Origin of the sequence: Rhizobium sp. H4 (assembly GCF_003013335.1) — a bacterium.
GTDB classification, from domain to species: Bacteria; Pseudomonadota; Alphaproteobacteria; order Rhizobiales; family Rhizobiaceae; genus Rhizobium; species Rhizobium sophoriradicis.
The window spans coordinates 14,008-26,665 of sequence record NZ_PSOW01000024.1 but is presented as its reverse complement, the minus strand read 5'-3'; the positions used below and the strand labels follow the sequence as shown (position 1 = coordinate 26,665).

11 protein-coding genes are annotated in these 12,658 nt (G+C 62.2%); 4 read left to right on the top strand and 7 right to left on the bottom strand.

The annotated features are described in order from the left end of the window. Window positions 1–56: 56 nt before the first annotated feature. The 4 genes from C4N04_RS28360 to C4N04_RS28345 all read left to right on the top strand — a co-directional run bounded on the left by C4N04_RS28360 (window position 57) and on the right by C4N04_RS28345 (window position 3,236). Entirely contained in the window at window positions 57–1,388 is a 1,332-nt protein-coding gene (locus tag C4N04_RS28360) for an MFS transporter (RefSeq protein ID WP_040141405.1), read from the top strand. Window positions 1,389–1,628: 240 nt separating this feature from the next. Further along, complete coding sequence (locus C4N04_RS28355; protein ID WP_106797575.1) at window positions 1,629–2,087, top strand: hypothetical protein; 459 nt, start codon at window positions 1,629–1,631, stop codon at window positions 2,085–2,087. Continuing rightward, complete coding sequence (locus tag C4N04_RS28350) at window positions 2,084–2,374, top strand: type II toxin-antitoxin system RelE/ParE family toxin (RefSeq protein ID WP_106797574.1); 291 nt, start codon at window positions 2,084–2,086, stop codon at window positions 2,372–2,374. The genes C4N04_RS28355 and C4N04_RS28350 overlap by 4 nt, the downstream gene beginning before the upstream one ends. Before the next feature lie 121 nt (window positions 2,375–2,495). After that, window positions 2,496–3,236 carry a metallophosphoesterase gene (locus C4N04_RS28345; RefSeq protein ID WP_052272637.1) on the top strand — a complete coding sequence of 247 codons (741 nt, stop codon included), beginning with the start codon at window positions 2,496–2,498 and terminating at the stop codon, window positions 3,234–3,236. 83 nt (window positions 3,237–3,319) lie between these two features. Here C4N04_RS28345 and C4N04_RS28340 read toward each other — a convergent pair whose 3' ends face one another. The 7 genes from C4N04_RS28340 to C4N04_RS28310 form a co-directional block, all read right to left on the bottom strand. Then, window positions 3,320–3,787, bottom strand: coding sequence for a cyclic nucleotide-binding domain-containing protein (locus tag C4N04_RS28340; RefSeq protein ID WP_004679746.1), 468 nt, complete (start codon window positions 3,785–3,787; stop codon window positions 3,320–3,322). A gap of 98 nt (window positions 3,788–3,885) precedes the next feature. Then, window positions 3,886–6,600, bottom strand: a complete 2,715-nt coding sequence (locus C4N04_RS28335; protein ID WP_077989517.1) for an ABC transporter ATP-binding protein — start codon at window positions 6,598–6,600, stop codon at window positions 3,886–3,888. 165 nt (window positions 6,601–6,765) lie between these two features. Continuing rightward, window positions 6,766–7,926 carry a glycosyltransferase gene (locus C4N04_RS28330; protein ID WP_077989758.1) on the bottom strand — a complete coding sequence of 387 codons (1,161 nt, stop codon included), beginning with the start codon at window positions 7,924–7,926 and terminating at the stop codon, window positions 6,766–6,768. Continuing rightward, complete coding sequence (locus C4N04_RS28325) at window positions 7,923–9,170, bottom strand: glycosyltransferase family 4 protein (RefSeq protein ID WP_106797573.1); 1,248 nt, start codon at window positions 9,168–9,170, stop codon at window positions 7,923–7,925. The genes C4N04_RS28330 and C4N04_RS28325 overlap by 4 nt, the downstream gene beginning before the upstream one ends. 9 nt (window positions 9,171–9,179) lie before the next feature. Beyond that, window positions 9,180–10,388 carry a glycosyltransferase family protein gene (locus tag C4N04_RS28320; protein ID WP_077989515.1) on the bottom strand — a complete coding sequence of 403 codons (1,209 nt, stop codon included), beginning with the start codon at window positions 10,386–10,388 and terminating at the stop codon, window positions 9,180–9,182. A gap of 97 nt (window positions 10,389–10,485) precedes the next feature. Beyond that, complete coding sequence (locus tag C4N04_RS28315) at window positions 10,486–11,658, bottom strand: ABC transporter permease (RefSeq protein WP_040140856.1); 1,173 nt, start codon at window positions 11,656–11,658, stop codon at window positions 10,486–10,488. Beyond that, entirely contained in the window at window positions 11,658–12,656 is a 999-nt protein-coding gene (locus tag C4N04_RS28310) for an ABC transporter permease (protein ID WP_040111305.1), read from the bottom strand. Before C4N04_RS28310 ends, C4N04_RS28315 begins: the two co-directional genes overlap by 1 nt. Between the last annotated feature and the right edge of the window lie 2 nt (window positions 12,657–12,658).

Here is a 12,658-nt window from a genome sequence, read left to right as displayed (position 1 = left end):
TGATCAAGATCACGCTTAAGGCGCCTTGCCGGAAGCGCCTTAACGAGGAGGCGTTTATGGCAACAACATCGCATTACGGACCGTCGTCGTCATCGCTGGAACGCGACGCGCGGCGCATTCACGACGACAAGCCGGTGTCACCGGGCAGCATCGCCATCGGCGTGGTGATTGGCCGCATGTCGGAATTCTTCGATTTCTTCGTCTACGGCCTCGCCTCGGTCCTGGTCTTTCCGCAGCTCGTCTTTCCCTTCGCGCCCGACAGGCTGACCGGCACACTCTATTCCTTCGCCATCTTCTCGCTCGCTTTCCTTGCCCGCCCCGTCGGCTCCGTCGTCTTCATGACCATCGACCGGATGTATGGGCGCGGCACGAAGCTGACGATCGCGCTCTTCCTGCTCGGCGGCTCGACCGCCTCGATCGCCTTCCTCCCGGGTTACGAGGTGATCGGCGTCTGGTCGATCGCGCTCCTGGCGCTCTTCCGTCTCGGCCAGGGCTTTGCGCTCGGCGGCGCCTGGGACGGTCTGGCCTCGCTGCTGGCGCTCAACGCGCCGGCCAATCACCGCGGCTGGTATGCGATGATCCCGCAGCTCGGCGCGCCGATCGGCTTTGCCCTGGCAAGCACGCTGTTCGGTTATTTCGTCGCCAATCTTTCCAGCGAAGACTTTCTTTCCTGGGGCTGGCGTTATCCCTTCTTCGTCGCCTTCGCGATCAATGTCGTGGCCCTCTTTGCCCGGCTGCGCCTGGTGATGACCAAGGAATTCGGCACGCTGCTCGAACAGCACGAGCTGGAGGCAGCACCGATCCTCGAGGTGTTGCGCGTTCACGGCCGCGACATCCTGATCGGCGCCTTCGTGCCGCTCGCGAGCTTCGCCATGTTCCACCTCGTCACCATCTTCCCGCTCGGCTGGATGAGCCTTTACGGCAACCAGCCGATCGGCACCTTCATGGTGGTGCAGGTGGTCGGCGCCATGGTCGGCGTTGTCGCGATCATCGCCTCGGGCCTGATCGCCGACCGCATCGGCCGGCGCGCCCAGCTTGCCATCTGCGCCGTTATCATCGCCGTCTTCAGCTTTATCGGGCCGACCCTGATCGCATCCGGCAATAACGGCCACGACGCTTTCGTCATCATCGGCTTCGGCGTGCTCGGCCTGTCCTTCGGCCAGGCGACCGGTTCGATCTCCTCGCGTTTCGGCCGGGGCTATCGTTATACCGGCGCTGCCTTCACCTCGGACCTCGCCTGGCTGGTCGGCGCCGGCTTCGCACCGCTGGTGGCGCTCAGCCTCTCCAGCCGCTTCGGCCTGACCTTCGTCGGCTACTACCTGCTCTCCGGCGCCATCTGCACGCTGGCCGCATTGGCCTTCAGCAAGGCGCTGGAACAGCGCGAATAGGTGGGGCGTCGCGGCCCGCCCCTCATCCGCCTGCCGGCACCTTCTCCCCGTAAACGGGGCGAAGGGGATATGCCGCGACCTTTCCGTCCCTCGCCAACCTCTCGCAGGGCACGTCCCCTCTCCCCGTCAAAATGGGGAGAGGGTTAGGATAAGGGGCAGCCATCGGCGCAATCCCAATTATTGAATGCATTGCAATCTATAATCAAATGCATATCCTGTCGGCCAGAACGAGGATATGCCATGACCGCGGAAACCATCGATCATTCGACCCTTTCCCGCCTTGTCGAGGCCGGCGCGGTCGATGCCGCGCATGTCGTCGGCAAAACCGGCGGCTGGTCGCTCGTCATCCGCTACGGCAAATCAGAGCGTCCGCTCGCCGCCCAACGCAGCCGGCAGGTGCGCCTGTTCAAGCGCATGGATACCTTGGTTTCCTATCTCAAGGATGTCGGCATCTCCCAATTCGATGTCGATGCGGCCGATTACGCTCCCGAGACGGCGTCGCGTCCGGATCGGTCCGCAGCGCTGCGCCGCACCCATCAGGCGGCGGAATATGACAAATGGTTCCGCCAACAGGTCGAAGAAGCGATCCGGGAGGCCGATGATCCGAACGCGGTCTGGATCCCACACGAAGTCGTCGAGGAAGAGATGGCGCGTGAACGGGCGGAGCTGCTGGCGCGACTTAAGAGCGAGACCAAGTGAAGTTCGTCTGGCATGCGAAAGCTGCATCCGATCGCAAGAAAGCAATTCAGTTTATTGCCGACCAGAATATCGCCGCTGCGATAAGCCAGCTTGATGAGATCGAGCGTCAGACCGGTCTGCTCATCGATCAGCCGGAGATAGGCCGGCCCGGACGAATTGATGGAACGCGTGAACTGGTCATTTCACGCACATCTTTTATCGTGATCTATCGGATTCGCCATAAGATCAAACAGGTGGAAATTCTGCGCTTCGTCCACGGCGCGCAGAAATGGCCGCCGAAGACTTGATCTGAACCTACGGGCGGAACCAGGAGCATGAAACGGTCATGCCAAGATAGCGCAGCCACCTTGTCCGTCAGGCTAAGCTTCATTATCGCTCATTGAAGATATCAATCCTTGGGAACGTCGAATGCTTATCGCCAGTTCAGGGTGGATGCCCTCCATCCGCGAAATCGACGAACAGACGGCCATTTGCGCGATAGGCGACGTTCATGGATGCGCGGATCTTCTGAAAGAGATGCATGCAGCTATTGCGCGGGAATTTGACCTCATCTCTCCGAGTGCTGCCTATTGCGTCCACCTGGGTGATTTGATCGACCGTGGCCCGGAAAGCGTGCGGGCGCTCAGCTTGGCTATGCAGGGCATTCCCGGCGCCACCAACTGCACCCTGATCGGGAATCATGAAGATCGATTACTTCAGCTGCTTCGCACGCCTGACGTCAAGATGATGGACCGATGGCTGACGCATGGTGGTACCGAATTCTTCGAGGAGCTCGGCGTCGATCCCCGCGGCAGATGGGAAGACAGAGTGTCGGAGCTTCTAGGCGGCGATATAATTGAATGGCTGCATTCGTTACCTCTGAAGCTGCAGCTTGGAAAGTTGCTTTTCGTCCATGCGGGCATAGATGTTGAGATTCCGATAGATCATCAGACTGCGGAAACGCTTGCGTGGATTCGGGAGCCGTGGCTATCGTCGACGGGGCCGTATGAAAACGGGCTGGCTGTCATACATGGTCACACACCCATCGCTGAGGTCGTTCTCAGCAACCAGCACAGGATCAACCTGGACAGCGGGGCCTGCGAAACAGGTGTTTTGAGCGCGCTTTTGATCCATGGCGGCCGAATGAAGCTGTTACAGACCCGTAAGTGAACGCGCGCAAAACCCTCCGGAATGCATGATGTCGACAGCCCGTTCGGTCTTCGTATGTCCAGTGAAGCAATGGTTCGGCGACTTTACTGCGCCATCTGCGGCTGCTTGGCCGCCCGCGCCGCGGTCAGTTCCGCGGTGGTGTGGTTCAAGCGGTCGGCGAGCACGCGCATGATTTCGACGGCCATTTCGGGAAAGTCGCTGAGCAGCTTCAGGAAGTGCTCCTTGCTGATGCGCAGCACTTCGAGCGGCGAGGTGGCGCGTACCGTTGCCGTGCGCGAGACGTCGCAGAGGATGGCGATTTCGCCGACGATGGAATTGAGCTCGACGTCGGCGACCTTGATCTCGCCGGCCGGGGAGGAGACGATGATGTCGGCGCTGCCGGAGAGAATGACATAGGCGGCGTCGCCGACATCACCCTGATGGAAGAGATCCTGACCGGCTTTGTAGGTCATGCGGTCGGAGGTGAAGGCCAAAAGCTTGAGCTTTGCCGGCGCTATCCTCGAAAAGATCGGCACCCGTCGCAGCATTTCGACTTCGTCTCTCAACAGCATGAGCGTTTCAATCCCCTGGCGCAGGGTTCTTCAAACCAGACGCCTTAAATTCCCGGCATTCCCTAGGGAACGCCTACCATCGCCGCTCCCATAGAATATTACGATAACAGTTCCTTGAACATACCGTTTTTCTCGGAAAGTTCCGGATAGTTCCCGGCCTCGGCCAGGCCGCCGCGGTCGAAGAGCAGGATCCGGTCGAACATCTCGGCGAGCCGCGCATTGGAAAGCACCCAGACGATCGCCGGCCGCTCGCCTTCCTTGTGCAGGTCTTCGATGATGTTGCGGGTGATCTGGTCCTGGACGCGCTGATCGAGCGCCGACAGCGGCCGGTTGAAGATGAAATAGTCCGAACGCTTCAGCAGTGCGCGGGCCAGGTTCAGCTTCTGCCGCTGCACCATGGTCAGGCGTTTGCCGCCCGAGCCGACGTCGAATTCGAGCCCGATCGACAGCACATCGTCATAAAGGTCGAGGGCATCGAAGAGTTCGCCCATGATGGCACGGATGCGGTCGGAGGCGTCGGCTTGCTGATAGGCGATGCGGCCGAACAGCACATTGTCCATCAGGCTGGCCGACGGCGTGAAACGTTCGGCGTCGTAACGCTCGATCAGCTCGGCGAGATCGGCCGGAATATGGGCGTGGAACTGCTTGCGGGCGCTGACGATCTTGTCCATCAGCTCGTCGGTCAGCAAACCGAAGCGATGCCGCGGCTCGATATAGGCGAAGCTCAGGCGGATGATGGCCGAGCGTTCCTCGGGGGTGGCATCCTCGAAGCGGCGGCTCTGCAGCTTTTGCAGCAGCGCCTGGTAGGTCGGAATATCGTCCGCCGTCATGAAGGTCAGCTGCTGGAAGAAAGGATGATCCGGCGGCAGGTCATGGAAGAGCTCGACGGCGTTCTCGGCGATCTCGAGGCCCATGGCGTAGAGATCGGTGCTGAGGCCCGTCTCACGGAAGAGCTGCTGGAAATAGGGATGGGCGGCCAGCCTGCGGTTGGTCATCAGCGGCCGCTTCATGGTGCCGAAGAGCAGGTTTTCGCCGACTGTCGCCTGGGCATTGTAGGTATCGAAATCGAAAGGCACGACGATACCGTCGAGCCCCTCATCACGCAGCCGGTCCCGGAGCGAGGCACGCAGCGCCACGACATGGTCGCTGACGGCCACATGCACGTCGGTGTTGACGTTGGAGCGCAGCGCCAGATCGAGAATGTCCTGCGAGATCAGCACGGCGTCGAGCACCGGGCGGATCGCTTTCAACAGATCCTCCGGTCCGTTGGCGCCGGCCGCCTTGTAGTCCACCCAGTCGCTGTTGAGGTCGAGCGTCGGATTGCCGGCCTTCACCGCCTCGGCCGAATGCCACTTATACTCGAGCGCCTCCTTCTCGTCGTAGACGGGATCGGTCATCGGCGCGTGCTTGAGGCCGTAGAGCAGATTGCTGGCGAGCGAGCCATGGAAGAAGAAGGTGTCGGCCGAGGCGTAGGAGATGCGCCGGCCGGTGATCGATTCCGGCAGCTCCAGCAGGTCGCGGCCGTCGATGGTGATGCGGCCGGAATCGGGCCATATCATCCGGCCGAGCGCTTCGGCGAAGGCTTCCGCGCCGCTGCCGTTCGGGCCGACGATCGCCACCGTCTCGTTCGGCTTGATCTCGGCCGAGACGTGGTCGACGAGGCGGGCGCCGCTGTCGTCGGAAAGCGTCAGGTTGGTGACGACGAGGGCGCTCGTCAACGCGCCGACGGGGGCGGTGGCCAGTTCCTGAATACGGCTGTCGATCAGCGGCTCGACGTTGAACTGTTCGTAGACCTGCTGGTACTTCACCTGCACGTCCTGGCGCATCTGGTCCCAGTCGATCAGTTCCTTCAGCGGCCCGGGCAGATCCTTGTAGGCTGATATGACGGCGACGAGCTGACCGATGTCGAGGCGGCCCTGCAGCGCCAGATAGCCGCCGATCGCGTAGAACAGGAAAGGCGTGACCTGGGCGAGGAAGTTGTTGATGAACTTCACCAGGAATTTCCACTGGTAAAGGTCGTAGCGGATCGAGAAGATGCGGCCGAGCCGCGAGGCGATGTCGGCGCGTTCGAGGTTGGAGGTGTCGTTGCCGTGGATCGTGCCGATGCCCTCGACGATTTCTCCGACGCGGCCGGACAGCTCGCGCGCCGTCAGCTGCCGCTGGCGGCCAAGCTCCAGCAGGCGTTTCCTCATGCGCGGAATGACGACCGCCTGAACGCCGACGATGCCGGCGGCGATCATGCCGAGCCAGAAATTCTGCACGATGATGAAGGCGAGGGCGGTGATCGCTTGACCGCCGAGAAGAGCGGGCGAGACGAAGGCGTCGCCGGTGAAGCCGCCCATCGGCTCCACCTCGTCCTTGATCATGGTGGCGATCTCGGCCGATTTCACCCGCTTGAAATGCGCAGGCGGGAAACGCAGGACCCGGTCGATCAGCTCGAAGCGGATGCGCCGCAGCATGCGTTCGCCGAGCCGGCCCTTATAGGTGTTGATATAGAATTTGAAGAGGCCGTTCAGCACCACCAACGCCAGGAACACCAGGCTGAGAGCCATCAGCATCTGGAAACGATTGAGCTCTACGCCCTGGAAGAATTCGACATGGCCGATCAGCGGAATGTCGTAGGCGATATGCATGAATCTCTGAGTTGCGCCAGGCCCTTCGAAGCCGTCGCCCTGGATCGGTCCGTTGACGATCTGCTTCGGTAGGTCGAATGACAGGAAATAAGGCACCATCGAGGCGGCGACGACAGCCAGAATCCACAGCTGCTGCAGCCGCGTGTTCTTCCAGATGTAGCGGGCAAGGCTTTTTTCCATGGCTAACCGTCAGCTTGCTGGGAAATTCCGAAGGCGCGATCCGGGCGCCGGAACGGGAGAAATCCTTGAGAACGAACCATGCAGCCGGACCGCCGATATCGCAATGAAAACAAGGCGAAGCCACCGGCTGCAGAAAGGCCGATTCTCGCCGGACTTTTGCTTATATCACAGGAATTTTGAATTAGGCGAGCTATTCGCAATCATCGAGCGAATGATGCCGGCGGTTTTCTCCGCACCGTCGAGATCGAGCGATACCTGTTCCCGCCGAGGTGCTGCGAGCGCCTTTTCGACGGCCTGTTTCACAAGGGCAGAGGTCAGCCCGTTTTCCGGCAGGATGTCGGCGAGGCCAAGCGCCTGCAGCCGTTCGGCGCGCACCGTCTGCTCGGTCTCGCCGCCGGCGACGAAGGGGATGAGGATCGCCCGACACTGACTGCGCATGAGGTCGCCGACCGTGTTGTAGCCGGCCTGCGAGATCGAGACCCTGGCGGCGCGCAGCAGCGAGGGAAAATCCTTGCGGAAGCGCACCAGCGTCACGTTTGCGGCCGTCTCCCGCGACAGCGCGGTGAAATCAGCCTCCGGCAGGTTGGGCCCCGCGATCAGCAGCCAGCGAAGATTGTCCGGCATGAGCGCTGCCGCCGCTTTCGCCGCGCCGATCAGTTCGGCGCCGACGGCGCCGCCGCCCGCTGAGGCGATGATATCGAATGTTTCGGTCGGTTCGGGCGCCGGCGGCGGGGTGACGAGCCCGGTATAACGTACCCTGTCGGCAATCGCTGCCGTCAACGGGAAGGTGTCCTCGAGCTTGATGAAGGCGGGATCGCCATGGACGAGCACGGCGTCGAAATGATCACTGACCAGGGCTGCGGTTTCCGCATCGCGGCCGGCCTTGCGGTTTTCCTGCAGGATGTCGCGTACCGAACTCAGCAGTTTTGGCCGCGGTTCGGCCGTTTCGACCGCCGCGAGCAGCGGCAGCAGTTCGAAGCGCATCTGCCGGCGGCCGAAGGGGAAGGCTTCGATGATGACGACATCGGGCCTTGCGGCATGAAAGGCCTCGAGCAGCAGGTCGCGGCGGGCATGGAGGAAATCCTCGCCGGCGGGGCGGCCTCCGGCATCGGCGAGGCCGGAAAAGCCGGCATTGCTGGCGACGACCGCCGGCAGTGCCACGGTCTTGACGCCCTCGCCTGGAAAGCCCGGTACCGGCAAGCCGCCGGTCACCACGGTGACGTCGAATCCGTCTTTGACGAGGGCATTGGCGATGCGGCTGGCGCGGGCAATGTGGCCGATGCCGAGCAGGTGCTGGACGTAGAAGAAGATGCGCGGTGCAGTCATGACGCCTTCTGCCATTCGGCCTCGAACAGGCCGCTGAGCTGTCTGATGCTGGAGTGATAGTCGAACTCGTTGCGCACCCGACTTTCGGCGGCGTCGCCGAGGCGCTTGCGAAGCGCCGGGTCGCGGATCACCGCTTCCAGGGCTTTCGCCAGCAGCGCCGGATCTTCCGGCGGCACGACGAGGCCGTTTTCGCCGTCCTTCAGAAGTTCCGGCACGCCGGAGACTTCGGTCGAAACGCAGACCAGCCGCTGGCTCGAGGCTTCGACGAGCACGTTCGGCAGGCCGTCGCGGTCGCCATTGGCGGCGATCCGGCAGGCCAGCGCGAAGAGGTCGGCGCGGCGGTAGTGATCAAGCACGTCTTCCTGCGCCAGGGCGCCCTTCCAGACGATGCGGTCGGACAGGCCGAGCTCGGCGGCCAGCGCCTTTAGCTTCGCCAGTGCCTCGCCGCCGCCGATATGTTCCATGCGCCAATGCAGATCGGCGGGCAGCAGGGCGAGTGCGCGCAGCAGCACGTCGTAACCCTTCTTTTCAACGGCGCGGCCGACGCTCAAGATGAGGGCCGGATCGTCGGGATCGGTGCCGGTGCGGTTCGAGCGATCGCCGGCAAAATGGCCGAAGCGGGCGAGATCGAGACCGTGATAACTCAAGTGCACCGCATCCTTGCGGGATGTCAGCGTGCGCATGTGCTCGTAGCCCGCCCGGGTGCAGGTGACGGTCCAGCGGGCGCTGTTCAGTTTTTCGGTGAGCTCCCAGTCGGGCGACGTCCATATGTCCTTGGCATGCGCCGAACAGCTCCAGGGCGTGCCCGTCAGCATGCTCGCATATTCCGTCACCGAGGCCGGCGTGTGGATGAAATGGGCATGCAGCCACTCGCCTCCATCAGGCCATTCACGCCCCAGCACCAGCGCCTGGCCGAGGCGGCGGAAGCGGTTGCGCGAGAGGTCGCGTGGCAGATCGGCCAAAAAACGTTTGATCAGCGTGGTGAAGCCGGGTTTGGAGAAACCGGCGATAAGACCTTTCAGCACCCGGATTGGCTCCTCGTGCAGATATTCCGGCAGGTAGACGACGCGCGCCCTGATTTCGTCATGGACGGGATGGCGCTTCTTGTCGGTCGGCCGGCGCATCGAAATCAGCGTCAGGTCGAAGCCGGCTTTTTCCAGGCCGAGCAGCTCCTGGGCGATGAAGGTTTCCGAAAGGCGGGGATAGCCTTTCAGCACGACGAGAATCTTGCGGCGTGGCGGCAAGGCTTGGTCCTATTCCGCGCCGACGAGGGCGAGGTGGCTGGCGCGGCCGTCGATCCACCGGCCGACGGTCTGCGAGATGTGGTCGAGCCCTTCGAGATGCATATTACTGCCGCTCTTCGACGGGGGCAGGCGGGAGGGTAGGCGCTTCAGCGCCTCAGCCATGATGGTGGGATCGACCGATTGTTCCGGCAGCAGCATGTCGACGAGGCCGAGCTCGCTCGCCCGCTTGGCGCGCAGCAGCTGTTCCTGGCGCGGTTTGACGCGCGGCACGATGAGGGCCGGCTTGTCGAAGGAGAGGATCTCGCAATAGGTGTTGTAGCCGCCCATGGCGACGACGCCGGTGGCGCCGTCGATCAGCTCTTCCATATGGTTATCGAACTCGATCACCTCGATGTAGGGAATGGCTTCGCCCTTCTGCACCAGCTTAGCGCGTTCGGCGGCAGGCATATAGGGCCCGAGCACAACGAGCGCCTTCTGCGTCAGCGTCGGATCGGCCTCATAGGCATTCATCACGTCGTGGACGAGATCGGAACCATCGCCGCCGCCGCCTGTGGTCACGAGGAGGTAATTGTCCTTGCGGGCGTGGATCGAGGTCTTGCCCTTGGAGACACTGCGCTGCAGGAAGCCGACGAAATCCATCTTCCGGCGCAGGCTGGCCGGGACGTCGAGACCGATCAGCGGGTCGTAAAAATCAGGCGGGCCGTAGACCCAGACGCTGTCGTAATATTGGTCGATCTTCTGCATGATGCCGTTTCTTTTCCACTCGGCATCGAGCAGATGCGGCGCGTCCATCACCTCGCGCAGCCCGAGCACCAGCACGGTGCCGCGGGCCTTGAGATAGGCGAGCGTATCCTCGACCTCGCCCTTCAGTCCCATCGGCTCCTTGTCGACGATGAAAATATCGGGCTGGAAGGTCTCGGCGGTGTGGCGGATGCTCGATTCGCGCATCTTCAGCGTCTCGTGCAGGTCGATATGGCTGGCGAGCGAGGTATATTCGCCGTTGCGCAGCTTGATGACGCTCGGGATTTTCACGAAGTCGACGCGGGCGCGGTAGTCGAAGGCGCCGGCGATCGTCGCGCCCGAGATGATCAGGATATTGAGGCCGCGATAATCCTCGACCAACGCATGGGCGATGGCGCGACAGCGGCGCAGGTGGCCGAGGCCGAAGGTGTCGTGGCTGTACATGAGGATGCGAGCATCTTCGAGACGTCTGGCCATGGGTGTTCCCTCCGGGGTGAACAACATGCGTTAGTACCCCCACCGTCCGGAGGCCACGAGGCGGGGGCGGTGCCGTGCGGCGCCGCCGGGTTTCCTGCTATTTGTAGGGATCTGCCGCATCACGCAAGCCGTCTCCCAGAAAGTTGAACGCCAAAATGACAAGAACAACAGGAATGATCGGAAAGAGCAGCCAAGGATAGAAGGCGATGACGCTGACGCTTTTTGCCTCGGTCAGCAGAATGCCCCAACTGGTGATCGGCGGGCGAAGGCCGAGGCCGAGGAAGGAGAGCGCGGTCTCGCCGAGGATCATGCCGGGAATCGAAATCGTCGCGGAGGCGATGAGATGCGACATGAAGCCCGGCACCAGATGGCGGCCGATGATGCGCGGCGTGCTGGCGCCCATGAGCTGGGCTGCCTGGACGTAATCCTCCTCGCGCAGCGCCAGGAGTTTCGAGCGCACGGCACGCGCGAGCCCAGTCCAGTCGATGATGCCGAGGATCACGGTGATGCCGAAATAGATGACGATCGGGCTCCAGGTCACCGGCATGATGGCGGCGAGCGCCATCCACAGCGGCAGGCTCGGCAGCGATTGCAGCACCTCGATCAGGCGCTGGACGATGAGATCGAAGATGCCGCCCCAATAGCCGGCAAGACCGCCGATGACGATGCCGAGCACGAAGCTGATCGCGATGCCGATCAGGCCGATCGTCAGCGAGATCCGCGCGCCGTAGAGGATGCGCGAGAGCACGTCGCGGCCGAGCCGGTCGGTGCCGAGCAGGAACATCTGGCCGCCGATCGACGGGCAGACCAGATGAAAGTTCGAGGCGACGAGACCCCAGAATTTATAGGAATCGCCGCGGCAGAAAAAGCGGATCGGCTGCACGTCGTTCGGCCGGTCGGTATAGACACGGTGCAGCGTATCGAGATCGAGCGTCATGCTGCGGCCGTAGACGAAGGGGCCGACGAACTCTCCCTTGTCGAAGAAGTGGACGCGCTGCGGCGGCGCATGGATGAAATCGACGTTGCGGGTGTGCAGGCCGTAAGGCGCCAGGAACTCGACGATCAGGATCATCAGGTACACGACGGCGAGAAAGATGCCGGAGATCAAGGCCAGCTTGTGCTGCTTGAACTTCCACCACATCAACTTCTTCTGCGAGGCGAGATGAATGCGCGATTGCGCCGCCGTCATGGTCTCGGTCGCGAGCGGGTCGAATGGCGCGGTCGAGACGTAATGCGGCAGCGGCGCGCCGGGTGCGGGAAGGGGCGACATTATTTGGTGCTCCTGCCTTGCAGACGGATGCGGGGATCGAGGAAGCCGAGGGCGATATCGGAAATCAGCACGCCGATGACGTTGAGGAAGGCGAGGAACATCAGGAACGAGCCGGCGAGATACATGTCCTGGCTCTGCAGCGCTTTGATCAGCATCGGCCCGGTTGTTTCCAGCGACAGCACGATCGCGACGATCTCCGCACCGGAGATGATCGACGGCAGGATAGAGCCGATATCGGCGACGAAGAAGTTGAGCGCCATGCGCAGCGGATATTTGACCAGCGCCCGCATCGGATGCAGACCCTTGGCGCGCGCCGTCGTCACATATTGCTTCTGCATCTCGTCGAGCAGGTTTGCGCGTAAGCGACGGATCATGCCGGCCGTGCCAGCCGTGCCGACGATGATGACGGGGATCCACAGATGGGAGAGGATCGAGCGCGCCTTCTCCCAGCTCATCGGAGCCGAGATATATTGCTGGTCCATCAGATGGCCGATAGAGATGCCAAACCAGATATTGGCGAAATACATCAGGATCAGCGCCAGCATGAAGTTCGGAATGGCGATGCCGAGCAGGCCGAGGAAGGTCAGGCCGTAATCACCCCAGCTGTACTGGTGCGTGGCCGAATAAATGCCGATCGGAAAGGCGATCAGCCAGGTGAGCAGGATCGTCGTGAAGGAGACGAGAATGGTCAGCCACAGGCGGTCACCGACGACGTCGGACACCGGCAGCTGGTATTCGAAGGAATAGCCGAAATCGCCGTGCAGCATGCCGCCGACCCAGTAGAAATAGCGCACGATCTCCGGCTTGTCGAAGCCGTATTGCTGGCGCATCTCCTCGATTTCCTGGAGATTGGCGGTCTCGCCGGAAGCGCGCAGCTCGGCGATCTGGCTCTCGAAGAAGTCGCCGGGCGGCAGTTCGATAATGGTGAAGACCAGCGCCGAAATGACGAAGAGCGTCGGTACCATGGCGGCGATGCGCCAGAGAATGTATCTGAGCACGC